Origin of the sequence: Sciscionella marina DSM 45152 (assembly GCF_000379465.1) — a bacterium.
Lineage (GTDB): Bacteria > Actinomycetota > Actinomycetes > Mycobacteriales > Pseudonocardiaceae > Sciscionella > Sciscionella marina.
Window position 1 is genome coordinate 21,847 of sequence record NZ_KB905386.1, and the last position, 24,801, is coordinate 46,647.

A 24,801-nucleotide genomic window follows, 5' to 3' on the forward strand; every position below is an offset into this window, starting at 1 on the left:
TGGGCCACTTTAGGTTCTTGGACGTCCAGTTTTACAAGCTCAGCACTGGAGGTTCGACCATGAGTCAACATACGTACAAGATCGGTGAACTCGTTGAATTGTTGATGAGCGGGCGTGTCGATGTCTTAGAGTGCCAGCGCGTGTTCCAGCGCCATGCGGGTTGGGTGGCACAGTTGATCGAATCAACCATCGAGGACTGTCCTTGGGGATCCCTGCTGTTCTGGGTACCCGACCAGCAGAACCGGCCGCAGGGTGGCCGCTATCTTCAGGCTACTGACGCTGAGTACTTCCTGATCGATGGCAATCAACGTTCAACGGCTTTGGTAGCGTCGATCGGTCAGCGGCCACCGTATATTCCTGAAGATGAGTGGTCTGCGATGAATGGTCCGAACTTGGCCGTCAGTGTTGGTATAACCCATCACGGTGGGGTTCGGTTCCGCCCCACGAGTTGGAATGTACAAGGCGACATCCCGCTGGGCGCGTTGCTGGCTGGTGCCCCGATTGAGGATCTACTGGAGCGCGCCGGAATCGAGCAGCGTAAAGGTCTCGTGCAGCAGTTGGCCGACACTGCCAGTCAGATCAACAACTTCGAGGTTCGTGTTGAATGGATAACCGGTACCGAAGAGCAGGCTGAACGTTGTTTTCTCCGGCGCAACGAAAAAGTAACACATACGGCGCTCAAGTCGGAGCAATTCCACATCTCATTGCTGACCTCTCGGTTCCGTCCACTTCAGCGAGATTTTGTCAATCCGCTTCTCCGGCAGGCAACGGTCCGCAATATGGGTAAGGTGGTGAACCCGCGTTCGGTGAACCGGCTGTACCAGCATTTTCTCCCATCAGAATTGCGAGGAGCGCGGGCACGCAACACTGACGCACAACTAGTAGAGGAGATCACCTTACAAGTTGTCGAGAGCGTTACCAGGTCGTTGGATTATCTGGAGCGGCTGGGCATTGTGCATCAGGACCTGCTGCCATTCCCGTCGATGATTGATGTATTCGCCGCCATGCTGGCGCGGTATCCGGCAGAGTCGATGACCGATCAGTTTCTCGGACATTGGCTAACACACATGATCGCCGGCGAGGTGTTCGGTGGAGCACGGGGCGTTCACCGCGAGTTGAAGGCCTTGGAGCGGTCCACCAGCTATAAGCAGGCCGTACTCGCGTTGTCGGAGTTCGCGCCGGTAGGTCGCCCGTCACCGTATACCGCAGAACGGGTGATGCCGATGGCCAACGGCCGGTTCGGCAGCCCGGCATGTCTGCATGCGTTGGCGTCCGCATCGAAGACCGTGGGGCTGGTAGCGGACCTGCGCGACAACGGAGTGACCTTCCCCAGCCGGGAGATGACGCTGCACAACCTGGTCATCAACCCGGTCAAAGGATATCTGCCGCACTACGCGTTGATGACGCCAGGCACTGCCGCAACGATACAGCGCGGGCACGGCTGGACGCGCCAAGCGTACGAGGAGCTGCGCCCCACGCCACAGGTGTTGGACGCTCATCAGCTGGCTCCACCCGAGCCGAGCTTGGACGAACGACACGCACGGGACCGGCTCGATGAGTATCGACCCGGGCTACTCGCCCAGACGATCGACACCTACTTGCGCACCATCCCGCCGTTGCCTGGCAGGGAAGGCATCGAACAGGGCAACCTTTTTTAGCCAGGACGGTGAGAAATGATGTCTGCACTGTGGCTTAACCGCGCCGGCCAGACTGTCGCGCGAAGCCTGGCGCAATGGCTGACGCCAGGCTCGTCAACCTATCCGCCACTGGTGACACTGGTCGCGGGATACGTCAGCCTGCACGGCCTGTTACGGACCGAGGCTGAACTGCGTGCCGCCATCAAGCACGGCAGCCAGGTACGGCTTCTGCTGGCCGTTTCCTACGATGAGGCCATTGAGATCACGCTGCCCGACCCATTCACCGACACAGCCACGGCACTGCGACGCCGACTCGATCGCAACATCGACTACCTCCGCGCCGAACTGGCGCAGGTTCCCATGACGCAAGACGATCAGACCCTTTTGCTCGGACTGGCCGACATCCTGCGCCAGCCTCGTTTCCATTGCCGACGGCACGAGAAAGCGTTCGTGCACAGCAAGGTATTCGCGCAACACGGCTACAGGTTCACGCCGCTGGCAGTGGTGGGCTCAGCCAACCTCACTCTAGGAGGCATGGAACGCAACGAAGAATGCAGCGTGACACTAACCGGCGCCAGCGCGTGGAAGGCAGCCCAATATGCGAGCGCCGTGTGGGACGAGGCAACCGACTTCGATCTCGCCGGCCTGATTGAGGAGCAGTTCGCCTGCTATCCGCATGAGCTGGTGTTCCTGCGGATGCTGTTCGAACTGTTCGGCCAAGATGTCAACGCCGACGACAAGCTCGGGCTCACCGCTTGGCAGCGTGACGCAGTCGCACGCGCGCTGGAGATCGAACGCCAGTACGGCGGTGCGTTGATCGCCGACGACGTCGGCGTGGGCAAGACCTATATCGCGGGTGAGATCATCCGACGAGCAGTCCGCGATCGCGACGAACAGGTCCTGGTCGTCTGCCCGGCCAACCTGGTGCCGATGTGGCGCAGGCGGCTCGCCGACTGGAACCTCCATGCCGACGTGCTGAGCTATCACATGCTGGTCAAGGAGATCAACGCAGCAACCACGACCAGCCCTTACACTTTTCCCTATCAAGTGGTGGTGCTCGACGAGGCGCACTGGCTACGCAACCACACTACCTGGCGGGACGCCTTGTGCACCGCTCTGACATCTGTCGCATCATCGCCGCCTCGGGTATTCAGCCTGACCGCAACCCCCATCCAGAACCGCGGCCACGACCTCGCGGAGATCCTCACAATCACTCTGCCGCTACTTCCGGCGCAGCAGCGACGCGAACTGACCGAGCTATGCCGCCAAGCCAATCGGCTCGACGAAGCGCAACTGGCCACACTGCACCGCCGCTTGGAATCCGTAATGGTACGCCGCACGCGCAGGTTCATCCAAGACGACTATCCGGAGGACACCGCCAAAGCAGAGCTGACATTTCCCCACCAAATCGCGGACAAAATCGTCTACCATCTGCCCGGACCAATACGCACCTTGGTGCGCGACGTGCTAGCCACGCTGGACGCCGACAACGCCGGGCTCCCCACCCGGGCACTGCACGACTTCCGCAACCTCGCCCCCGATCACCCCCCACCGCCCCCATTGACCATGGCCGCCTATCACCCACGCGACTACCAGATCCTGCACCAAGCCGACAATCCGAACCTCGGTGGTGCCGACTGGACCAGGCTGACCGAATTCCTGCTGTGCAAACGACTGGAGTCCTCTATCGCCGCCCTCGCCTCCACACTCGATGCGATGTACAACCGCTGCATCGAAGTGGTCACCGACCTGGACAACGGAGTTGTCGGAGTGCCCGCCCGGTGCGCCAGCGGCAGCGCCCCGGACGCACGCTGGGCGTGGAACCATGCCTTGGACGAGAACACCATTGCCGAATTAGAGGGAGACGATGTTCTCACGCGTCAGCGCGGGATCACCAAAGTCGCACGACCAGCGAACGAATTCGACATCGCCCAACTACGCACCGACCTGATCCACGACCTCGACGTGCTCACACGATTGAAAAATACGGCCAGAGAACTGATTCCGCTCGACCCCAAACTCCCGGCTATCGCGGAATGCCTGACGCGCATCGCCGCCCACGAGGACGGGCCGAAGGTCGTCATCTTTACTGGCTCCCGCGCCACCGGTGAACATCTCACCCGGTTCCTGGAACAACAAATCAAGACCAATCCGAAGTTGGCCGCCTACCGCGGCCGGTTCGCCAGCTTGGCCCGATCACAACCACCATCCAAAAAAGAGATCCAACGCGTAACCGCAGATTTCGCGCCTCAAGCCGCTCATGGAATGCCCGGGGCGCTGCGCGGACACCACCCCAGCAACCGTCACGATCTGCTCGTCTGCACCGACATGCTGGCCGAAGGGATCAATCTGCAACAGACCGCTTTCGTGATCCACTTCGACTTGCCCTGGAACCCGATGATGATCTGGCAACGCTCCGGCCGCGTCGACCGACTGGGCTCGCCCTACACCAACGTCAACTGCTGGTCAGTTTTCCCCGACCGCGGCCTCGACGCGATCCTCCGGCTACTGGACCGCCTGTATGGAAAGATCGACGTCGCTGCGGCAGCTGTCGGCGTGCCCAACGAGATCCTTCCCGGATCCAGAGTGCAACTACGGGACTTCACCTCCGCAGTACTCACGACAGACGAACCTGTCGACACCTTCCCCGCATTCGACATAGAACACTACCGAGTAATGCTAGCGACAGCGTTGCGGACACCGATACTAGGTGAGGCCATCCGCAACTTCCCACGCAAAGCCGGTGGGCTCGCCGGGCAACGAGCTTTACGAGGCTTCGTGTTCTGCTTCCGTATGCACACCGAATTACACAACAAAGCCGTGCTGTGCACGGTGTTCACCAACGGCGTGACCTTGGTCGAACAGGCCCAGTGCCTCACCGAGGCAGCCGTCGATCTGCGACGCTGGATGGCCACCGCAACTCATCACCCCACAAAGACCGTCCAGCCCAATGGATCCATGCCAGCGACCGTGTTCCACGAACTATGGCCAGCGCTGAAACAAGCACGCAAGCTCGTTGCCAGACAGCACCAAATCGCCGATACAGACTCCGACGACCAGATCACGCTCATCACCTGGCTAGCCCTCCACGACCGAAGCGCTCGATAACAACCAAGTTGAGCGGCGTCGCACCTCAGATAGCCCCCGCACCCCGACACCGCTCATTCCCGAACGCTACAACTGCTCGAACTCCGCCCCAGGGGGCAGCCTCCAAGAACCGTCGACACACAGGTCACAGCATTCAACAAACACCGCTATGCGACAGAGGGTTTCCGTGATCAGAGTAAACCGCTAGCCACACGGTATGTAACCTTCTATCGGGTAAAGCTTCTATCTGATAGTCGGCAAAACGCCGATGTAGCAGCACTATCTTCTGACCGCGATCTCGCGAGGAACATGTGAGGAGTGGGGCGCCGTCACACAGCGCCCCACTCCTCACTCACGACATCACCGCGTAGGCGGAATGACTTAGGCAGTATAGCCTGCCTAAGCCAACCGTTCATTCCATGCCACTAAACAACAAGGAGCTATTCCTTCAATTCCACGGCGAGACCATCTATCGGTCCCGGCCCGAAGTTCGGGTGGGTGGGCGTGGACCGCTGCGGCTGCGGAGTCTGGTCGTTACTCACTGGGATCGATTGGTAGATGCCGTCAGCAAGGGAATCGGCTGCTGCCAGTTCGTGGCACAGCTGTTCGGCTTGGATTGGCATGGCGTCTCCGGCGTCGAATCCTGCGGCCTCAACGATGAACGCGCGAATGATCATTCGCGCTCGGCGAACCACGTCCGCTGCCTCGGAGACCTCAGTGCTCCGCGCGGCAAGCTCTGCGCGGAGTCGTTGATTTGCCTGGACGATGCCGAACGACGAAGCCCTCACTCCGATCGTACTCACGCTCCACACGGAGTGCTCGAGCTCGGCGCCGGAAATGGCTACTAGGCCGCCTGCTACGTGAACGCGGCGTAGACATACTTGCCTACGACCCCGCCCCTCCCAGTGCGCCATCGAGATCGCGCGACGGACACGCCTGGTCCGAAGTACTCGTCGACGACCACACCACCGTCGATAGCCACGGCGATCGCACCCTGCTGCTCGTCTGACCCAGCTACGACAAACCCTGGGCCGCAGAAGCAGTGGAACGCTACACCGGCGACACAGTGTGCTACGTCGGCCGAGCGGCCAGCGACTGCACTGACGACGCCCACCTCCACCAACTGCTCAACAATCAATCCCGGTTCACGTTGGTCCACACAGTGCCAATCCCGCAATGGTTCGGATTCAACAGCGCCCTATACCTCTACCGACGCAGCGAATCCTCACCATCCCAGCGCCGTAATCTGACGCCACCCCCGTGGTCCACAGCCCCGAAAAGATCATGCATCACCGAGCCATACGACGCCATTCACCGCAACACACGACCGTTGGATGCTCGTTCCGCGCGGTTGCTGAGCCCGCGGACCCCCAGAATCGGGTCTCACGCCCCCTAGCCACAACCGCACGCAACAGCGCCCAACGGCACCGCCACCACACCACTCCCCTATCCCAGGTCCCAGACCCCGGTGCGATCGGAATCGCACGTCACAGCGCATCCCAGAGAAGCCCATCCGTCCGGACAGAATCACCCGACTGGAGCACCCAATCCTGCTCCAGGGTCGTGACCCCATTTGACCCCCTCATGATCAACTGCTCCAGATTTGCTCCAGTTGAACGTTGAACAGTCCACAAGGGACAGTCGACCACCTGTGACGAAACACGAAAAAACCGCAGGCCATGCGGCCTGCGGTGGGTGACGATTCGGAGTGGAGCTGACGGGGTTCGAACCCGTGACCCCCACACTGCCAGTGTGGTGCGCTACCAGCTGCGCTACAGCCCCGTGTCGCGTCCGGGCTTGCCGAACGTGACGTGAACAGCATACCTACCCCGTGCGCGGCGCCGCGCGCGGGGGTCGGTGCTCAGCCCTTGGCCTTGTTGATCAGGTCTTCGAGCCAGTTCTTCTGGCTGACTTCGACGTTCTTGCCATCGTGCAGGATGGTTGGCGTGGCGAGCTTGCCGGTGGCTTTCTGCATGTCCTGGCCGGCGCTCTGCAGGCTCTTGTTCATGAGGTCCTTGTATTTGCCACTGCGCACGTCCTGCTCGAAGCTGCCGCCAACGCCGAGGCGTTTCCCGAGTGAGATGAGCTGGTCGTCGTTGTAGCCGGCGGTCTGTTCCTGGGCCTGGGTCTTGTAGAGGCTGCTTTCATAAGCGGCGAACTTGTCCGGCGAGTTGACGGCGACGGAGTACAGGGCGGCGGAGGAGCGCTCGGAGTACCCGGGCGGGCTGGAGTTCTCGTTGAGGAACGGCAGGACGTGGTACTTGACCTGGACGTCGCCGGACTCGAGCTTCTGCTCCACTTCTTGGCCGTACAGCTTGTTGAACTGGCCGCAGGCGGGGCAGAGCAGGTCTTCGTAGAAGTCGAGCTTGACCTTGGCATCCGGTTTGCCCGCGGTGACCGTGCCGTCCGGATTGGGCTTGACCTGGTAGTTCGACTTGACATCCGCGGTCGGGATGACGTCGTTGGCCGCGGCCTGCTTGCTGCTGTTGGTCAGCAGCACGCCCCCGATGATGGCGCCGGCGATGACGATCACCGCGACGGCGGAGACGATCCATTTGGCGCGCCCGGAGCTCGCCCCCCGCGCGGACGCGATGGCCTTCGTTGCCTGGTTGGCGTTTCGTTGGTTTTTCTTGCGCTGGTTGCGCTGTGCGCCGCCCACTTCGTAGTCCTTTCGGCATCGGCGGGCGTACGACCCACCGGAACAGGCAATACCGCTGTAAGTACGCAAGGGTACCGATGCCGTGTAAAGCCGAGCTCAGCGCCCGTGCACGGACCGTGTGAGGGCGGCCACGGCCCCCTGCAGCCGCTCGGTGAGTTCGGGTGGCCCCTGGATCTGGATGGGCACGGCGAGCCGGGCGATGGACAGGATCTCGCCGAGGATCGCGTCGAGCTCGACGGCACCGAACCGCACCCGGCTGCACTGTTCGCCGAGCGCGGTGACCCGCCAGGGCTGCGGGGCCACCAGGCATGCGGCCACCCGCGCGGAATCGGCATCGACCACGGCCTGCGCGGTGTACGGATACGGGGTGTCCCGCAGCGCGGTGCGCAGGTATTCCTCGGGCGTGACCGGCAGGGCCCGCGGGGTGAACCGGCGGCCGTTGGGCAATGGCTCGCGGATCCGGTCGACCCGGAACACCCGCCAGTCGGCACGATCCTCGTCGTGCCCGATGAGGTACCAGAGCCCGTATCCGGCGATCAGGTGATGCGGCGCGACGGTGCGCTGCCGCTGAGTTCCGTCCATCCTGGTGTAGTCGAACTCCAGGATTTCGTGGTCCCGGCAGGCCGCGGCGAGTGCGCCGAGCACGACCGGGTCGACCGATTCGCGCTGACCACCGGGCAGGATGACGGTGCTCGCGGCGAGCCCGCTCACGTTCGGCCGCAGCCGTTTCGGCAATACCTGTTCGAGTTTCGCGAGCGCCCGCGTGGCCGGTTCGCCGACCCGGTCCGCGGTGAGCAGCGCGGCCGCGACCGCGACGGCCTCGGTGTCCTCGAGCTGCAGCGGAGGCAGGCGATTCCCCGCACCGAGCCGGTATCCGCCCGCGGTCCCGGTGAGGCTGTCGATCACATAACCGAGTTCGCGCAGGCAGTCGATGTCCCGGCGCACGGTGCGTTCGGTGACCCCGAGCCGCTCGGCGAGTTCGGCCCCGGACCACACGCGCCGCGCCTGGAGCAGGGACAGCACCCGGAACAGCCGAGCGGACGGATAGGTGCCCATACCCCCAGGATAGGCACCTTTGCGGTCAGGATGCGTCCGCTGCGGCCTTCAGTCGCTTTTCCTGGCGCCGGGCATAGCGCAGGGTCCAGGCGAGCAGGCCGATCAGCATCGCGGGCATGAGCAGCCCGGCGAGGGTCGCGGCGAGGTCGATCTGCAGCCCGTAGACGATCGGGATGCGCACCAGCGATTCGGCCAGGAAAGCGAGCCCCCAGACCACGGTCACGAACCGAAACAGCCGCCGGAACCCCGCGAATTCCCGCCATTTCCGTTCCCATTCCGCGCCTTCCATTCCACCGGCCGCGTTGAACCGTTTCGAGGCGTGGAACATGAACGGCTTCCCGATGAAACAGCTCGCGAACATGACAAGAGCGAGAATCGCGGTCGTGAACGAGTCTTTCAATAACAGGAATCGATCGCTCCCGGTGACGAAAGCCAATCCCATGCCGATGAGAAATCCCAGACACATGAAGGCGGCGAACCCTTCGAACCGGCGCGCCCGCAGCAATCCGTACACCAGGCGCAGTCCGGCGACAACAGCGGCGGTCAAGAGGGCGTAATACGCTTCGAATCCGGCCAGCCGCATGCCGAAATAGGCGATCAGGCCCAATCCCACATCGAGAAACAGTCCCCAGAGAATGGTGAAAATCCGGGGCACCGAGCTCTGCTGTGCGGTAGTAGTAGTAGTCATCTCGTCAGTCCTCGATCCAGGAACCGTGGAATCCGGCGGGAACCCGCCTCGGCAAACGCACTCGGGCCACCGGCCCGTTCGCCGGATCGCTCGCGTCGAGCACCAGCAGCGCCGAGGCCGAGCCATCCGCGGGAGTGGTGATCGTGAGCAGCCAGCCCTCGTCCTCGGCGCGTGCCCCGGCAGCGGGCACGAACACCGGCTCGCCGAAGTGATCCCCCGGCGTGCCGCGGTATTCGCGGATCTCACCGGTTCGGTTGTCGTGTTTGGCGATCCCGGAACCGGCGACCAGGTAGAGGTACCGGCTCGCGCGCCCGATGAGCGCATCGCTCAACGTCGGGAATTCCACGGCGCGGTCGTCGAGCTGCTGCTCCTGAACCGTGCCGGTGCGCGGATCGATCCGCCAGCGGTGCAACATCGCCTTGCCCGCCTCGGTGACCTCACGGCCGCGCATAGTGGGCCCGTGCCACAGCGTCACGATGTCCTCCGGCCGGTACCGCACCGCATCGAGCACGATCGCCCCCGATGAGTCCTCGCTGGCGTTCCCGACATGGAACACGTAACAGGGCTCGATGTCCACCCAGCGCACCGGGCCGCCGGTGCGGGGCATCACCCCGATCCGCGCACCGTAGTGATCATCCCAGCCGAACGGCATGCCGGGCCGCTGCTGGTCGAACACCATCGGCAGGTCCAGCCACAGCACGTGGTTCTCGGTGATCGCGAAATCGTGCATCATCGTCGGCCCGGGAACCTCGATCGGCTCGCTGTGCACGAGCGTGCCGTCCGCGTCGGCGATGTGGAAGGTCAGGTACGGCTGATGCGAGGAGTATCCATAGAACAGCAACTCACCGGTGACCGGATCCTCCTTGGGGTGCGCGGTCATCGCGGTGCGCAGCCGGCCCCCGAAATCGTAGGCGCCGACCGTGTCCAGCTGATCGGTCACCTGATACGGCAAACCGCCCTCGCACAACGCGAGCAGGGCACCACCGTGCTCGATGACGTGTGTGTTCGCCGAGTTCACCCGCAGGTCGCGCATGCCGTCGTGCCACCCGGACCGTCCAGCGAGCTTGTCGGTGCACACCCAACGGTTGCGATACCACTCCGCACGGCCCGCACGCAGCCGTATCCCGTGCAGCATGCCGTGCCCGGCGAACCAGTGCCCCGGATCCTCACCGAGCAGTGGATTCGGGCCATTACGCAGGTACCGGCCACACAGCTCGGGCGGCAGCGCTCCCGCCACCTCCAGCTCGAAAGCCTCGATCTCATCGGGCACCGGAGCAAGGTGTCCGACGGCCTCCAGTGATTCAGTCATAGGTAGAAGATGACATGTCGAAATTTACATGTCAACACCGACAGGTAAGCTTTGGTCATGTCACTGAGGTACGCACTGCTGGGCCTGTTGCACGACGGGCCGGCGAGCGGCTACGACCTGACGCAGCGGTTCGCCGCGGGCATCGGGCTGTACGCGTGGAGCGCCAAACACAGTCAGATCTATCCCGAACTGCGCAAACTCGAAGAGGCAAGCCTGATCGAGGTGGTCGAGGAGGGCGCGCGCGGGCGACGGGTCTACGGCATCACCGATGCCGGGCTCGAGGAGTTGCGCACCTGGCTGTACTCCGAACCGCGTGGCGGGGCGGTCCGCAACGAGTTCCTGCTCCGCATGTTCATGCTCTCCGCGCTGGAGCCGGAGCAGCGAGTCGAACTACTGCGCGATCTGGAGAAATGGGCCACCGAGCAGCATTCCGCGGTCAGCGCGATCTTCGAGCACCTCGGAAACGGCGAGCGGCCGCTGCCCTCGGGTGCGTACGCGGCCAAGTTCGGCATGCTGACCCTCGCCTCGACCCAGGAATGGGCCCGCTGGGCGATCGCCGAACAGGAAAAGAGCCAGGAAAAGAGCTAGGTCGGCGTATTGCCGCCGAAGAGCAGATCGAGCATTTTCCGTTGTACGACCAGCTGCATGTCCTGGGTCGCCGGTTCGCAGGAGGGCGCGATCACCATCGCCTTGGACAGTTGCGGGGTCTTATGTGCCCGGTCGAGCATGTCGTTGAACCGCTCCGGCGCAATCGGCCCGCCGGTGAGCTTGTCGATGCGGGCATCGAAGGCGGGGTCGTCAGGATCGAGCCCGGCGACCCCTTTGCCGCCGTCGGCCGCGGCGAGCTGTGCCGTACCGAAGAACCGGCGCAGCTCCTGATCGGTCGCGGACACCGGGTCGGACACCTTCCCCAGTTTGTCCATTGCGGACAGTGTCTCGTGCACGGTGCGCCCGAGGGTGGCGAAATACCGGGTGTACCAAGCCTTGAGCGAGTCGTCCTGGCCGTGCCCGGGCATGGAGCGGTACGCGGCGGCGGGCGCGGCGAGCCCGCGGCACACCGTGTCCGCATAGCGGTTCAGATTCGCTTGGTGGGCGCGGGAATCCGTCTGGGTGACGGTGACGAGCACGACGATGCCGAGCGCGAGCGCTACGACACAGATCAGGGCCGTCGCCACTCGCGGAAACTTCATCGCACCATGGTGTCACAACGCAAGCAGCCCGTCCCCCAATGGCGGGAACGGGCTGCTTCGTTCGTGTTCAGACCGAGGCCCGGCTCGGTGCCGGTTCGGATTCCTCCGCGATCGCGGTGCCACGCCGCTTGGACACGGCCACCGCGGTGACGATGATCGCGACCGCGACGAGCGCGATGACGATCCGCACCGTGGTGTAACCGGTCCCGCCGGCGAAGAACGTGACCACCGCCGGGGCGATCAGCAGCGAGACCAGGTTCATCACCTTGATCAGCGGGTTGATCGAAGGACCGGCGGTGTCCTTGAACGGATCGCCGACGGTGTCCCCGATGATGGTCGCCTCGTGCGCCTCGGATCCCTTGCCACCGTGGTGGCCGTCCTCGACGAGTTTCTTCGCGTTGTCCCAGGCGCCGCCGGAGTTCGCGAGGAAGATCGCCATCAGGGTTCCGGTGGCGATCGCCCCACCGAGATACCCGGCGAGCGCACCGGTGCCGAGGCCGAACCCGACCGCGATCGGCGCGAAGATCGCAAGCAGGCCGGGGGTGGCCAGTTCACGCAGCGAGTCTTTGGTGACGATGTCGACCACCTTGCCGTACTCGGGTTTGGCGGTGCCCTCCATGATCCCGGAGATCTCCCGGAACTGGCGGCGCACCTCGAACACCACGGCACCCGCGGCCCGGGAGACGGCGTTGATCGCCAGCCCGGAGAACAGGAACACCACGGCGGCCCCGATGACCACGCCGACAAGGGTCTGTGGCGCGGCGATGCTCGCGATCAGGGTGCCGCCCGCCTCGCGGATCGCCTCGGAATACGAGCCGAACAGTGCGGTCGCGGCGAGTACCGCGGTCGCGATGGCGATGCCCTTGGTGATCGCCTTGGTGGTGTTGCCGACCGCGTCCAGATCGGTGAGGATCTGCGCGCCCTCGTCCTCCACATCCCCGGACATCTCGGCGATGCCCTGGGCATTGTCCGAGACGGGCCCGAAGGTATCCATCGCCACGATCACCCCGACCGTGGTCAGCAGCCCCGTGCCCGCCATGGCCACCGCGAACAGCGCGATCGCGCCACCGAGCAGATAGGCGCCGAACACCGCGGCCCCGATCACGATCGCGGTGTACACCGCCGATTCGAAACCGACCGAGATCCCGGAGAGGATGACCGTCGCCGGACCGGTGAGCGAGGACTTGCCGACGCTCTTGACCGGGTTGTCCTCGGTCCCGGTGAAGTACCCGGTCAGCTTGAGGATGATGGCCGCGAGCGCGATCCCGATGATCACCGAGATGGTGGCGATCAGCGCCGGGTTGCCGCCGACTCCGCGCACCCCGCCGGTGAGATCACCGAAGCTGGTGGGCAGATAGACGAACGCGGCGACGGTGCACAGCACCGCCGAGACCACCGCGGAGATGTAGAAGGCGCGGTTGATCGCGGTCAGCCCGCTCTCTCCGCTACGCGCCCGGGTGATGAACACCCCGAGCATCGCGGTCAGCACCCCGATCGCGGGTACGATCAGCGGGAACAGCAGTCCCTGAGTGCCGAACGCACTCGCGCCGAGGATCAGCGCGGCGACCAGGGTGACCGCGTAGGACTCGAAGAGATCGGCGGCCATACCCGCGCAGTCGCCGACGTTGTCGCCGACGTTGTCCGCGATGGTGGCCGCGTTACGGGGATCGTCCTCCGGGATGCCCTGCTCGACCTTGCCGACCAGGTCCGCACCGACGTCCGCGGCCTTGGTGAAGATGCCGCCGCCGACACGCATGAACATGGCCAGCATCGCGGCGCCGAACCCGAAGCCTTCGAGGACCTTCGGGGCACCACCGACGTAGACGAGCACCACGACCGCCGCACCGAGCAGACCGAGTCCGACCGTCATCAGGCCGACGACACCACCGGTGCGGAATCCGAGCCGCATCGCCTTTTCCTTGCCACCGGATTCCCGCGCGGCCGCGGCGACCCGGAGATTCGCGCGGGTGGAAAGCCACATGCCGAGATAGCCGATACACGCGGAGAACGCCGCGCCGACGATGAAGAAAAGGGAACGCCCTATTCGTTCGCCCCAATCGGCGGCGGGGAGCGCGAACAACAGCACGAAGATGACCACCGCGAAAATGCCGAGGGTACGGAACTGCCTGTTCAGGAACGCGGATGCGCCTTCCTGGACGGCTCTCCCGATCTCCTGCATCTTCGCCGTGCCCGCTCCGGCGCCCATGACCTGCCGTAGGAGTACGTACCCGACACCGAGCGCGGCCAGTGCGATGACGCCGACCACGATCACAATGAGGCGGTCGCCGCCGGTGAAGGATAATTCGCCACTCGCCGCAAGGAACTCGGTCATAAGCCCTCCGATCTCATCGGTAGCTAGCTTTGATGGGCGCGCAGTCTAGCGAGAGATATCCGTCACTGTCGCCCCTGTCTTGACCACGGCACCGAGCGTAACTTTCCGGCATCTGAAGTGCCCATCTCGTTACCGACGTGTTGTATGCGGAAAGTGCACAGAGTGCTCATCGACGCCATGTCAGAGGGGCGCGCGATACTGAGTGGGTGAGTGAGCACGACGGACAACGGTTACTGAAGAGAATTCTCGCGGGACTCGACGAATCGGCCGGACCGCTCACCCATGTGGAGCTGACGCCCGCGCGGGCCGAGCACCATGCCGAGTGGCCGTCGTTCGCCGCCGAGGAAGTTGTCGACGCCTTGCGCGCCAGTGGAATGCGCGCACCGTGGACCCATCAGGCCCGGGCCGCCGAACTCGCCTGGTCCGGGCGGCACGTCGTGGTCTCGACCGGTACCGCCTCCGGGAAATCGGCCTGCTATCTGCTCCCGGTGCTGACCGCGCTCACTGAGGGGAAGCGGGACACCGCGCTGTATCTCGCGCCAACCAAGGCCCTCGGCTCCGACCAGGTGCGTTCGGTCGGTGAGCTCGGCCTGTCCGCGGTGCGCGCGGCAACCGTGGACGGTGACACCCCTCTGGGGGAGCGCGACTGGGCCGCCGCGCACGCGAACTGGTTGTTCACCAATCCGGACATGCTGCATTTCTCCCTGCTGCCCCGGCACGAACGGTGGGCACGGTTCTTCCGGAACCTGCGCTTCGTGGTGATCGACGAGTGCCACGCCTACCGCGGCCTTTTCGGTTCGCACGTCGCGCTGCTGATCCGGCGGCTGCGCAGGATCGCCGCACGCTACGGCGCGGACCCGGTGTTCCTGCTCGCCTCGGCCACGGCCGCCGAGCCGGGGCGCTCGGCATCCGCGCTCACCGGGCTCGAGGTCACCGAGGTCACCGAGGACGGCTCGCCGCGTGGGGCGCGCACGGTCGCGCTGTGGGAGCCGCCGCTGGAATCCGAGACCGGGGAGCACGGTGCCCCGGTACGCAGGCAGGCGGGTGCCGAAGCCGCGCGGGTCCTGGCGGACCTGGTCATCGAGGGAGCACGCACCCTGGCCTTCGTGCGTTCCCGGCACGGCGCCGAACTCACCGCGCTCGGTGCGAAACGGATCCTCGGGGAGGTCGACAACCGGCTGGCGGGCAAGATCGCCGCCTATCGCGGTGGGTACCTGGCCGAGGACCGCAGGGGACTCGAATCCGCACTCGACTCGGGTTCACTGCTCGGGGTCGCCACCACCAACGCGCTCGAGCTCGGCATCGACATCGCCGGGCTGGACGCGGTACTCGTCGCCGGGTACCCCGGAACACTGGCCTCCTTCTGGCAGCAGGCGGGGCGGGCCGGCCGCGCGGGCGAGGACGAACCACTCGTCGTGTTCATCGCGCGCGACGATCCGCTCGACACCTATCTCGTGCACCACCCGGAGGCGATCTTCGACCGGCCGGTGGAAAGCACCGTGCTCGATCCGGCCAATCCCTATGTACTGGGCCCGCATCTCGCCTGCGCGACCGCCGAACTGCCGCTCACCCGTGCGGGGCTCGCCGAGTTCGGCGGGGCGGAGACGGCCGAGCCGCTGCTGACCGAGCTCACCGAGCAGAAGGTGGTGCGCGCCCGCCCGCACGGATGGTTCTGGTCCAGTCGGGACCGCCCACACGGAACGGTCGACCTGCGCGGTTCGGGTGGTGGCCAGATCGCGGTCGTGGAGGGGGACACCGGGCGGCTGCTGGGCACCGTGGACGCGGGCTCGGCGCCGAACAGTGTGCACGAGGGAGCGGTGCACCTGCATCAGGGCGAGTCGTTCGTGGTCGATTCGCTCGATCTGGACGAGGGGATCGCGCTCGTGCACGCCGAGCGTCCGGACTGGATCACCACGCCGCGCGAGGTGGTCGACATCCGGGTGCTCGAGACCCTGGTCCGCCAGGATCACGGCGGTGGGGTGACCAGCTGCCTCGGTTCGGTCGAGGTCACCTCGCAGGTCATCGGATATCTGCGCAAGCTGCCCTCGGGAAAGGTCCTCAACCAGGTTCCGCTCGATCTTCCCGAGCAGGTGCTGCGCACTCGCGCGGTCTGGTACACCATCGGCGAGGATCTGTTGCGCAACAACGCACCGGGGGGTGCTGGGCTGGATCCAGCACGTATCCCCGGTGCGTTGCATGCCGCCGAACACGCGGCGATCGGCTTGCTTCCGCTCTTCGCGACCTGCGACCGTTGGGACATCGGCGGGGTGTCCACCGCGCTGCATGCGGACACCGGGGAGGCGACGGTGTTCGTGCACGATGGTCACCCTGGGGGCGCTGGGTTCGCCGACCGCGGCTTCGCCGCGTTGGTCCCTTGGCTGGCCACGACTCGGAAGGCGATCTCAGCCTGCGAGTGTCCGGCCGGGTGCCCGTCCTGTGTGCAGTCACCGAAATGCGGGAACGGTAACGAACCACTGGACAAGCAGGGTGCGATGGCCGTGTTGGGCGCGGTGCTTCCCGTATTACGGAGCGGTGTTACCTGACAGCGATCCGGCTGGATGGTGCGATCCAGTCAACGCCCTCGGGGGTGGGTACGGGGTACCCGAGCGTTTCGGCTCACTGCGCGGGCCGAGAATCCAGACGCCCAACACGGCCAAGTATCCAGTTGTGTTGTAGTGCTCGGTCGACCAGCAGGGGAGCTCTAGGCCGAAAGACGCTGTGTCGCAAGCACCCGGTCGGCGTGGTCCACGTCGACCTGGCCGAGCACCTGCGAGATGGCGTCCTGCACGAAACCGGCCTCCGCGAGCTGCCAGCCGCAGGTCTGCGGCTTGACCCTCCAGTGGACGATGCCGTGCTGGCAGGACGAGGGAGGAAGCGGAATCCAGTCGCCCGCACCGCGCACCTTGATCTCGGGGTGTGCACGCAGTTCGGGGTTGATCCGGCGACCGGGGGTCGTCAGGAAGATCCAACGGCCCTCCGGGGTCGCCGCGATCGGCGCGACCACGCCGACCGTGCGCAGCAACCCCGCGACACGCATGCCGATCGCCGCCGGGACCTCGACCGCGTCGAGCACTGTTCCGGTGGCCACGAGCAGGCTGTACGGGCGGCCGGTCCAGATGCTCGCCACTTCTTCCGGCTTTGCTGCAACTTGCAGTTTCCAGTCGGAGTCCACCGGCTCGGGACCGTTCACCCGGTCGCGCTCGCCGTCGGTCCACACCTCGCCGGTCGGATAGGTGCCAGGCATGATCGGCCACCCGCGCCATGCGAGACCAACGGCCTCAGCACGCAACTCGATGCGGAAGGCGTCTCGCCAATTATCCGACCAGTCCATCGAAGTCTTCCTCCATTCCCTTCCGGGCTCGGTGCGTCCCGGTGTGTCTCGCATTACCTCGGTGACTCACACCACTCAACGGCAAGTTGCAACTTCACCGAAACCCGGAGTCGATAACCGGTAGCCGAGGCACGACGAACGAGCCCCGATCAAGGCGACGCGCTGTACCCCTCCGGACCGATGGGCGTATTTCAACGGCACCCGCTTACCGACCTGAAGGCCGTTCGTCGCATCTCATCGACCGCCCGCCCCTATCACCGCTCTGGTAGACAGGGCGCAGGTGTACCTCAAGGAGAGGAAGACAGGGATGAGCAAGGCGGCGAGCATCGGAGTGACCGGCCTCGCGGTGATGGGCCGGAACCTCGCACGCAACCTCGCGCGCACGGGACATACCGTCGCGCTGCACAACCGCTCGCCGGAACGGGTCCGCGACCTGGTCGACCAGTTCGGCCACGAGGGAGAGTTCGTCCCGACCGAAACGGCCAAGGAGTTCGTCGCCGCCCTCGAACGGCCGCGCAAGATCGTGATCATGGTCAAGGCCGGTGCCGCGACCGACGCCGTCATCGAGGAGTTCGCCCCGCTGCTGGACAACGGCGATGTCATCGTGGACGCGGGCAACGCGCACTTCGCCGACACCCGCCGCAGGGAGGCCGACCTGCGTGAACGCGGCCTGCACTTCGTCGGGACCGGTGTCTCCGGCGGCGAGGAGGGCGCGCTGCACGGTCCGAGCATCATGCCCGGTGGTTCGGCCGAGTCGTACGCCTCGCTCGGTCCGCTGCTCGAAAGCATCTCCGCGCACGTGGGCGGCGAACCGTGCTGCACCCACATCGGCGCGGACGGGGCCGGGCACTTCGTGAAGATGGTGCACAACGGCATCGAGTACGCCGATATGCAGCTCATCGCGGAGGCGTTCGACCTGCTGCGCGGTGCGCTGGGGTATTCCCCCGCACAGATCGCCGAGGTGTTCCGCGGCTGGAACTCCGGCCGCCTCGACTCCTATCTGATCGAGATCACCGCCGAGGTGCTCGCCCACACGGACGCCGCGACCGGGGCGCCGTTCGTCGACATCGTCGCCGACCAGGCCGAACAGAAGGGCACCGGCCGTTGGACCGTGCAGATCGGGCTCGACCTCGGGGTACCGATCAGCGGGATCGCCGAGGCCGTCTTCGCCCGCTCGCTTTCCGGGCACGCCGACCTCCGGGCCGCCGCCGGTGATCTCGCCGGGCCGAAGGCCTCCCTGCTCAGCGGGGCCGAGGCGGAGCGGTTCGCCGCCGATGTCGAGCAGGCCCTGTACGCCTCCAAGGTGGTGGCTTACGCGCAGGGGTTCAACCAGATCCAGGCCGGCGGTGCCGAGTACGGCTGGGATCTCGATCTGGGCGCGATCGCCTCGATCTGGCGCGGCGGCTGCATCATCCGGGCCAAGTTCCTCGATGACATCCGTTCCGCCTACGCCGCCGAGCCGACCCTGCCGACCCTGTTGACCAGTGGCACCTTCCGCAGTGCCGTCGAGGATGGGCAGGATGCCTGGCGTTCGGTGGTCTCCACCGCGACGCGGCTGGGCATTCCGGCTCCCGGGTTCTCCACCTCCCTCTCCTACTACGACGCGCTGCGTGCCAAGCGCCTGCCCGCGGCACTCGTTCAGGGGCAGCGGGACTTCTTCGGCGCGCACACCTACCGTCGCACCGACCGACCGGGCTCCTTCCACACCGAGTGGGCCGCCGAAGGCCGCCCGGAACACCCGGCATAAGGGACACCTCTACGGGGCACGGGGCGCCGCGGGACCGGCGCGCGCATGGGCCGAGGCGGCGCCGAATTCGCCGAGCGGACCACCCGGGCGCACCGTGACCTCGATGAACGCGTCCCAGCCCCGGACCGTGCACCGCCCGAGAGTCGCGCGCATCCCGCGCGCGACCCATGCGGCGCGGGAGCACGGATCCGGCGCACCCGCATAGACCCCGGCCGCGACCGAGAGCGCCGCGAGATCGGCGGTGCTCACCGCGCGATGCCTGGTCACGGTCGCCGCCGCGAGCCACACGCCGACGAGCACGGCGGCGAACACGACCGCGAGGACGCCGACTGTCCACAGTGTCGCCACCCCGCCGTCGCGCGTCGGTTCATCCGCTCCTGGCGTTCGGTTCGCGGACCGCATACGCCACTCCCTCCTCGTGCACACCGGGCAGCAGGCCGCCGACCGGTTCGGCGCGCACCCGCACGGTGAGTTCGTCACCGGAGGTCTCGACGTTCAGCCGCCCGCCCTTCGGTGCGATCCGGTGCACCGCCAGCTGCGCCCGCTCCGGCTCACCGCGGGCGAGCAGCCGGGCCGCCTCCCGCGCCGCGTCGACACAGCGGACCTGGTCGAGAACGGCGAGCACCGCACCGATCCCGAACATCAGCACCGCGACGAAGGCCGCGAGCGCGACCGCTGCTTCCACGGTGACCATGCCCTGGTCCCCTCGTCCGGGGGCCATGCGCACGCACCGAACGCTCACAACGACACCGATAACGCCCGCTGCACGAGCGAGGTCAGCGCGCTGAGCACGGAATCTCCGGTGACGATCGTGTACAGCACGGCGGCGAACGCGGCGGCCGCGATCGTGCCGATCGCGTACTCCGCGGTGGACATCCCCGCGTCGTCGAACCGTGGCTCGGCCTCGTCCGACTCGGGTTCCCCTCCGGCGATACGAAGCGCGAGCCAACGCCGGAACCTGCGCCACCAGGCCACGAACCGGCCGGGCGGTGCTCCGGTGAGCTCGATTCCGGAGCGGATCGGGATCACCTCGGCGAGGCGATCGGCACTGGTTCCGGTGGGAAGCGATGGAGCCGACATGGCGGCACCGTCCTTTCTGTTTCTGTTCCTTGACTGTCCGAACCTTGACTGTCCACAGCGGACTACCAACTGCCGAGCATCGTGCCCGCGAGCCCGAGGACGACCGGGACGACACCGAGACAGAAGAAAGCGGGGAGGAAACAGCAGCCGAGTGGACCGCTGACCAGCACCCCGCAGCGCTGCGCTTCGGCATTCGCCGCGTCCTCGGATTCGGCGCGCATGCGTACCGCGAGCGCCGCGGCGACCTCGGCGAGCGTGGTACCCGAGCGCGCGCTGCGCACCGCCGCTCTGCCGAGCGCCTCCGTGGCGGGTTCGGCGAGCGCGGGCCGCCAGGCCTGTTCGGCGTCCGCACCGAGGGCGAGCAGATCCGCGGTACGCCGCAACGCACCGGCGGCCGGATCCGGCAGGTTCCCCGCGATCACGGTCACCGCGCGGGGCACGTCGAGCCCACCCCGCAGGCAGGCGGCGAACAGATCCCAGCTGGCGGCCAGGCGTACCGGCGAGACCCGTCCAGCCTGCCGGGCCGACCTCCGGCGCAGCAGTTCCACGAGCACACCCGAACCGAGCCCGGCAAGCACGATCTGGCCGATTCCCGCGCCGAAGGTGGCCAGCAGGGTTCCCACGGCGATCGCGGCGAGAACCGCGAGGCCATAGCGCGGCAGCCGCACCGCGAGCAGCCTCCGGGCGCGGATCGGTACCGGTGGCCAACTCGCCACGCTCAGTGCGAGCGCGAGCACGGCGAGGCTGCTCAACATGGCAGTACCCGCTCGGTCAGGCGCGCGGTCCAGGTCAGGCCCGCACAGATGAGGCCGACACCGATGAGCAGCAGCATTCCCCCGGTCCCCTGCCGGCCGAGCAGGCCGAGCGGATCGGCGCCGATCGCCTGACCGAGCACGACCCCGGCTACCGGAAGCGCGGCGAGCACCCATCCGGAGGCGCGCGCACCGGACAACTGGGCACGCAGGTTCGCCGCGGAACGCACGCGGTGCTCGACATCGCGCTGCAACGCGGCGAGAAGTTCGGCGAGCGCGAGGCCGTGTGTCACCGAGAGCCGCCAAGCCGAGGCGAACCGTTCGAGCTCGATGGTGAGCTGCGGTAGCTCCGCCGCGCGTGCGGCGAGTGTGTCCGCGACCCGCGCACCGATCCCCGCCGCGTCGGCGATGCCCGCGAACACGGGACCGACCTCGGCGGTCTCGGCGGCGCTGGCCGCCGCGAGCGCCGGATGCGCGCCCCTGCGCAATTCCGCCACCATGGCCTGCAGTGCCTCGGCGAACCGTTGCGTCGCGCTGGTTCGCGCTCGCACACCGCGCGCGGCACGCCACCGGCGCAGGGCCACGAATACCGCGAGGGCGAGTGCCGCGCCGATGAGCGGTCCACGCGCCACGGCGAGCGGTGCAGCACAGGCGGTCGCGACCGCTGCCGGCCAGCGCAGGGCGATACCGGACAGCCACGCGGCACACGCCGCCCGGTCGACACGTCCGAGACCCCGCCTCAGGACCGGCGACCGCGCGGGAAACACCAGCAGCGCGGACGCACCCGCGGCCAGTCCGAGGCTCAGCACGCGATCACCCCGGCGCCCCGGTTCGCCAGCAGGCGCAACAGCTCGTCCTTCCCCGCTGCCCAGTCGGCCCCGCCCGCGGTGTCCAGCCGCCAGGCGGGTACGGCGCGCACATACGCTCCGCGCCGGGTAAGCAGCGCGATCTCGGTGAGCCGCCGGGAACCGGTGCCGTCCCTGCGCATGAACAACACGAGCTGCACGGCCGCCGCGAGCTGGCTGTGCAAGGCGGCACGGTCGAGCCCGGCGAGAGCGGCAAGCGCTTCGAGGCGTGCGGGCACCTCCTCCGGGGCGTTCGCGTGCAGCGTGCCCGCCCCACCGTCATGCCCCGTGTTCAGGGCACTGAGCAGATCGCCGACCTCGACGGAGCGCACCTCACCGACGACGATCCGGTCGGGGCGCATACGCAGGGCTTGGCGCACGAGGTCGCGCTGGGTCACCTCGCCCGCGCCTTCGACATTGGGTTGCCGCGCGATCAGCCGGACGAACTGGGGATGATCGGGGGCAAGCTCCCCGGCGTCCTCCACGCACACGATCCGTTCCCCAGCCGGAACACAGCCGAGCAGCGCGGAAAGCAGGGTGCTCTTGCCCGATCCGGTGGCACCGACGACGAGAAACGCCAATCGCGCGCAAACGATGGCGCGCAGCAACTCGGCGGTGGCCGCATCGAAGGTGCCGAGCCTGCGCAGCTCATCGAGATCGTGCCGGGCCTGCCGGAGTACCCGCAACGAGATGCAGGTCCCGTCCGCGGCGACCGGAGTGAGCACCGCGTGCAACCGCACCTGCCTGCCACCGGCGGTCAGCCAGCCGTCGACATAGGGGACCGCCTCGTCGAGCCTGCGCCCCGCGGCGAGCGCGAGGCGCTGCGCGAGGCTGCGCACGCTGTCCTCGCCGGGGAAGCACACCCCGCTGCGGCGCAGGCCACCCGCTCCGTCGACCCACACCTCGTCCGGGGCGGTGACGAGCACATCGCTGACCTGGTCATCGCGCAGTAGTTCCTCGAGCCTGCCGAACCCGGTGAATTCGGAATCGAGCACGCGCAGTGCGGTGAGGACATCGGTGTCCCCAGCCACCCCGCCGTATTCGGCGCGCACCGCCTCGGCGATATGGGCCGGGTCGAGGTTGACGCCATCGCAGGCGAGCCGGTCCCGCACCCGTTCGATCAGTTCCTGGCCGATCATGCCGCGTTCCCCGCCGCGGGCAGGTCCCGGACCGCAGCACCGAGCACGACGAGTGCCGCGGAGGCGAGTGGCCCCTTTCCATAGTCGAGTAGCCCTCCGGCCTCGACGGTCGCCGGGAGCGCGGCCTCCGAGCGCATCGCCACCAGCAGGGGAACACCCACCTCGACGGCGACCTCCGTGGGCCGCATCCCTGCAGGCGAGGGCCCGCGCACCACCGCGCACGGCTCGGCGCCCGCTTCGATGGCCTGACCGACCACACCCTTCGCGGCCGCGCAGGCACGCGGCCGGGCGGGGACGAGCACGGCACACAGGTCGGCACGGCTCAGCGCGGCGCGGCCGCCGGCATCGAGTCTGCGGCCGATATCGCACACGACGGTGTTCCCCACGCGCACTCCGGCGTCGAGAACGGCACCCACCGCCTGCTCACCGGGTGGTGTGGCACCGGGCCGACAGCCGAGCACCGCGACCGTCGCCCTGCGGACCACACGTGCGGGCAAGGCCGAGCGCAGTGAACCGCCGGTGAGTCTGCCGTCCGCGAGGCGGAGATCGGGCCAGCGCATCCCGTCGAGCTCGCCGAGGCCGATTGTGCCGTCGAGTCCACCGCCGATCGGATCGCAGTCGACGAGCAGGGTGTCCCGGCCCCGGCGCGCGGCGATCGCGGCGAGGGCACCGGCGAACACCGAGGCTCCCGCGCCACCGCAGCCGCCGAGGACGGCGATCACCGTGCCCGCTCCGGTATCCGATCGCTGCGTCGATTCGGCGAACAGCGCGGACAGTTCGGGTTCCTCGGCGGGCAGGGTCACCACGATCCGCGCCCCGAGGGAGAGCGCGGCCGCCCAGGTGCGCGGGCCGGGCTCGCTCGCACACACCACGGCGATCCGGTCTCTGCGCGGAAATTCCGCCATGGCAAGGCGTTTGGCCATCACCTCGTCGAGCACCACGACCGGGGCCCGCTGCCAGGCCGCACGGGCAGCGGACTGTCCGTCCACCTGCTCGACGGCGATGTCCGCGGCGGCCGCGCAGCGCAGCACGTGCCCGCGAAGCTGTTCGCCCTCGACCGAACACACCGCGACAGAAGGGGACCGCTCTGGGCGCGAATTATCCCGACGTGACGACGAAACCACAGCGACACCAACACTTTCTCCACAGGGAGCCCCCAAGTCGCGGGTGTGCACCGCACGCGACGAACCCCCGGGTTCACGTTCGCCTGCTGACGAACCTGCCTCAACCGTGAACCTCGACGAGAGGCACAGCAACACGGCAACCACAATCTGTGGACAACGGCCCACGCTGTGGATAACCGCGCATACAGACGAAACAGAGCGTGGACATAGGACGACCCCCGCCAGGGGGGAGGGACGGGGGTCGTCGGAGGTTCAGCCCCGGGGGGTCGAGCTGAACCGGTCTTGAGATGTGCTCGTTGCTTCCACTGTATAACGGCAACCCGGGAAACCGCTGCATTCTCGACAAATTTACGGTCAAATTCCCCTTGGTTGACCGGATTGTCATCGCCGCACGACGATACGTGGAGCCGATCGGCGCATCCCGGCCGAACGAGCCGGACGACTACGAGCAGTTGCTGAAACGGTGCACCCGATCGAGCACTTGAAGTGACGCCGATCACTAGGTACACATAGAGGTGCGGACGGCGATACGGCCAGGAACTTCCCGAAGATAAGGGTTGTTTCACCCCCGGTCGGAGTCCGTGCGCGGATTCCAGGCACCCACGCTCAGCATGCCGCGGGAGGCTTGTCGACGATGGACCGGGTATCGGGACGCCGGACCCCTGGACCACGAACAGTTCGACATTCGTTGCAGCTTGGTAACCCGTGAATCCGCGCGAAGGCGGCGGCCGCTTCTAGGTGATGCGCGTGGCATCCACCGATGAAGCGGGCGCCGCCTTGTTTATTTCGCCGGGTTTGCCGTCTCCACCTCGGCGCTGTCTGGGG

Annotated in this window: 20 protein-coding genes and 1 tRNA gene; 5 read left to right on the plus strand and 16 right to left on the minus strand. The window is 66.6% G+C overall.

All coding sequences use genetic code 11. The features are described 5' to 3' along the window. The first annotated feature begins 59 nt into the window (after positions 1-59). Together A37U_RS48305 and A37U_RS0113550 are read left to right on the plus strand one after the other, a co-directional pair. The gene (locus A37U_RS48305) at positions 60-1,658 is read left to right on the plus strand and encodes a hypothetical protein (protein WP_157182814.1); all 1,599 of its coding nucleotides are present in this window, start codon (positions 60-62) and stop codon (positions 1,656-1,658) included. Positions 1,659-1,673: 15 nt separating this feature from the next. Next, positions 1,674-4,745 carry an SNF2-related protein gene (locus tag A37U_RS0113550; protein ID WP_083933475.1) on the plus strand — a complete coding sequence of 1,024 codons (3,072 nt, stop codon included), beginning with the start codon at positions 1,674-1,676 and terminating at the stop codon, positions 4,743-4,745. Positions 4,746-5,164: 419 nt separating this feature from the next. Here the strand turns inward: A37U_RS0113550 and A37U_RS51490 are convergent, their stop codons facing one another. The 6 genes from A37U_RS51490 to A37U_RS0113585 form a co-directional block, all read right to left on the minus strand. Further along, entirely contained in the window at positions 5,165-5,401 is a 237-nt protein-coding gene (locus A37U_RS51490) for a hypothetical protein (RefSeq protein WP_157182815.1), read from the minus strand. Positions 5,402-6,433: 1,032 nt separating this feature from the next. Further along, positions 6,434-6,506, minus strand: a tRNA-Ala gene (locus tag A37U_RS0113565). A 79-nt stretch (positions 6,507-6,585) separates the two neighbouring features. After that, the gene (locus A37U_RS0113570; RefSeq protein WP_020497187.1) at positions 6,586-7,383 is read right to left on the minus strand and encodes a DsbA family protein; all 798 of its coding nucleotides are present in this window, start codon (positions 7,381-7,383) and stop codon (positions 6,586-6,588) included. 96 nt (positions 7,384-7,479) lie between these two features. Then, a complete protein-coding gene (locus A37U_RS43595; protein ID WP_020497188.1) occupies positions 7,480-8,439 on the minus strand; it encodes a helix-turn-helix transcriptional regulator in 960 nt (319 codons plus the stop codon). A gap of 25 nt (positions 8,440-8,464) precedes the next feature. Beyond that, positions 8,465-9,127 carry a VC0807 family protein gene (locus A37U_RS0113580; protein WP_026197194.1) on the minus strand — a complete coding sequence of 221 codons (663 nt, stop codon included), beginning with the start codon at positions 9,125-9,127 and terminating at the stop codon, positions 8,465-8,467. 4 nt (positions 9,128-9,131) lie between these two features. After that, positions 9,132-10,436 carry a carotenoid oxygenase family protein gene (locus tag A37U_RS0113585; RefSeq protein ID WP_026197195.1) on the minus strand — a complete coding sequence of 435 codons (1,305 nt, stop codon included), beginning with the start codon at positions 10,434-10,436 and terminating at the stop codon, positions 9,132-9,134. Between the two features lie 57 nt (positions 10,437-10,493). On the opposite strand from A37U_RS0113585, the gene A37U_RS0113590 reads away from it, so the two are divergent. Continuing rightward, positions 10,494-11,024 carry a PadR family transcriptional regulator gene (locus A37U_RS0113590; RefSeq protein ID WP_020497191.1) on the plus strand — a complete coding sequence of 177 codons (531 nt, stop codon included), beginning with the start codon at positions 10,494-10,496 and terminating at the stop codon, positions 11,022-11,024. Here A37U_RS0113590 and A37U_RS0113595 read toward each other — a convergent pair. After that, positions 11,021-11,626, minus strand: a complete 606-nt coding sequence (locus A37U_RS0113595) for a hypothetical protein (RefSeq protein WP_026197196.1) — start codon at positions 11,624-11,626, stop codon at positions 11,021-11,023. The genes A37U_RS0113590 and A37U_RS0113595 overlap by 4 nt on opposite strands. Positions 11,627-11,693: 67 nt before the next feature. Beyond that, positions 11,694-13,958: a sodium-translocating pyrophosphatase gene (locus A37U_RS0113600; protein WP_020497193.1), complete on the minus strand. Its 2,265-nt coding sequence runs from the start codon at positions 13,956-13,958 to the stop codon at positions 11,694-11,696. Positions 13,959-14,164: 206 nt separating this feature from the next. Here A37U_RS0113600 and A37U_RS0113605 point away from each other — a divergent pair, with 206 nt between their 5' ends. Further along, positions 14,165-16,501: a DEAD/DEAH box helicase gene (locus A37U_RS0113605; protein ID WP_020497194.1), complete on the plus strand. Its 2,337-nt coding sequence runs from the start codon at positions 14,165-14,167 to the stop codon at positions 16,499-16,501. Between the two features lie 158 nt (positions 16,502-16,659). On the opposite strand, the gene A37U_RS0113610 is transcribed toward A37U_RS0113605, so the two are convergent. Next, positions 16,660-17,343, minus strand: coding sequence for a bifunctional DNA primase/polymerase (locus A37U_RS0113610; protein ID WP_338055010.1), 684 nt, complete (start codon positions 17,341-17,343; stop codon positions 16,660-16,662). Between the two features lie 253 nt (positions 17,344-17,596). Here A37U_RS0113610 and gndA point away from each other — a divergent pair, with 253 nt between their 5' ends. Then, positions 17,597-19,036, plus strand: coding sequence for an NADP-dependent phosphogluconate dehydrogenase (gndA, locus tag A37U_RS0113615; protein ID WP_020497196.1), 1,440 nt, complete (start codon positions 17,597-17,599; stop codon positions 19,034-19,036). Positions 19,037-19,045: 9 nt separating this feature from the next. On the opposite strand, the gene A37U_RS0113620 is transcribed toward gndA, so the two are convergent. From A37U_RS0113620 to ssd, 7 genes are all read right to left on the minus strand, one after another. After that, positions 19,046-19,438, minus strand: coding sequence for an Rv3654c family TadE-like protein (locus tag A37U_RS0113620; RefSeq protein WP_026197197.1), 393 nt, complete (start codon positions 19,436-19,438; stop codon positions 19,046-19,048). After that, complete coding sequence (locus A37U_RS0113625) at positions 19,404-19,757, minus strand: TadE family type IV pilus minor pilin (protein ID WP_040587609.1); 354 nt, start codon at positions 19,755-19,757, stop codon at positions 19,404-19,406. The genes A37U_RS0113620 and A37U_RS0113625 overlap by 35 nt, the downstream gene beginning before the upstream one ends. 17 nt (positions 19,758-19,774) lie before the next feature. Then, positions 19,775-20,116, minus strand: a complete 342-nt coding sequence (locus tag A37U_RS54860; RefSeq protein WP_020497199.1) for a DUF4244 domain-containing protein — start codon at positions 20,114-20,116, stop codon at positions 19,775-19,777. Between the two features lie 62 nt (positions 20,117-20,178). Continuing rightward, positions 20,179-20,871: a type II secretion system F family protein gene (locus A37U_RS43605; protein WP_020497200.1), complete on the minus strand. Its 693-nt coding sequence runs from the start codon at positions 20,869-20,871 to the stop codon at positions 20,179-20,181. Next, positions 20,865-21,677 carry a type II secretion system F family protein gene (locus tag A37U_RS43610; RefSeq protein ID WP_020497201.1) on the minus strand — a complete coding sequence of 271 codons (813 nt, stop codon included), beginning with the start codon at positions 21,675-21,677 and terminating at the stop codon, positions 20,865-20,867. Before A37U_RS43610 ends, A37U_RS43605 begins: the two co-directional genes overlap by 7 nt. Beyond that, positions 21,671-22,849, minus strand: coding sequence for a TadA family conjugal transfer-associated ATPase (locus A37U_RS0113645; protein WP_157182817.1), 1,179 nt, complete (start codon positions 22,847-22,849; stop codon positions 21,671-21,673). The genes A37U_RS43610 and A37U_RS0113645 overlap by 7 nt, the downstream gene beginning before the upstream one ends. After that, positions 22,849-23,919: a septum site-determining protein Ssd gene (ssd, locus tag A37U_RS43615; protein ID WP_020497203.1), complete on the minus strand. Its 1,071-nt coding sequence runs from the start codon at positions 23,917-23,919 to the stop codon at positions 22,849-22,851. The genes A37U_RS0113645 and ssd overlap by 1 nt, the downstream gene beginning before the upstream one ends. Positions 23,920-24,801: the final 882 nt, after the last annotated feature.

Coding starts and splice junctions, on each gene's coding strand:
- A37U_RS0113595 (WP_026197196.1), bottom strand. CDS start 11,626: ATGAAGTTTCCGCGAGTGGCGACGGCCCTGATCTGTGTCGTAGCGCTC.
- A37U_RS0113620 (WP_026197197.1), bottom strand. CDS start 19,438: ATGCGGTCCGCGAACCGAACGCCAGGAGCGGATGAACCGACGCGCGAC.
- A37U_RS0113600 (WP_020497193.1), bottom strand. CDS start 13,958: ATGACCGAGTTCCTTGCGGCGAGTGGCGAATTATCCTTCACCGGCGGC.
- A37U_RS43595 (WP_020497188.1), bottom strand. CDS start 8,439: ATGGGCACCTATCCGTCCGCTCGGCTGTTCCGGGTGCTGTCCCTGCTC.
- A37U_RS51490 (WP_157182815.1), bottom strand. CDS start 5,401: ATGATCATTCGCGCGTTCATCGTTGAGGCCGCAGGATTCGACGCCGGA.
- A37U_RS0113610 (WP_338055010.1), bottom strand. CDS start 17,343: ATGCGAGACACACCGGGACGCACCGAGCCCGGAAGGGAATGGAGGAAG.
- A37U_RS0113580 (WP_026197194.1), bottom strand. CDS start 9,127: ATGACTACTACTACTACCGCACAGCAGAGCTCGGTGCCCCGGATTTTC.
- A37U_RS48305 (WP_157182814.1), top strand. CDS start 60: ATGAGTCAACATACGTACAAGATCGGTGAACTCGTTGAATTGTTGATG.
- A37U_RS0113590 (WP_020497191.1), top strand. CDS start 10,494: ATGTCACTGAGGTACGCACTGCTGGGCCTGTTGCACGACGGGCCGGCG.
- A37U_RS54860 (WP_020497199.1), bottom strand. CDS start 20,116: ATGTCGGCTCCATCGCTTCCCACCGGAACCAGTGCCGATCGCCTCGCC.
- A37U_RS43605 (WP_020497200.1), bottom strand. CDS start 20,871: ATGTTGAGCAGCCTCGCCGTGCTCGCGCTCGCACTGAGCGTGGCGAGT.
- A37U_RS0113625 (WP_040587609.1), bottom strand. CDS start 19,757: ATGGCCCCCGGACGAGGGGACCAGGGCATGGTCACCGTGGAAGCAGCG.
- A37U_RS0113550 (WP_083933475.1), top strand. CDS start 1,674: ATGATGTCTGCACTGTGGCTTAACCGCGCCGGCCAGACTGTCGCGCGA.
- gndA (WP_020497196.1), top strand. CDS start 17,597: ATGAGCAAGGCGGCGAGCATCGGAGTGACCGGCCTCGCGGTGATGGGC.
- A37U_RS0113585 (WP_026197195.1), bottom strand. CDS start 10,436: ATGACTGAATCACTGGAGGCCGTCGGACACCTTGCTCCGGTGCCCGAT.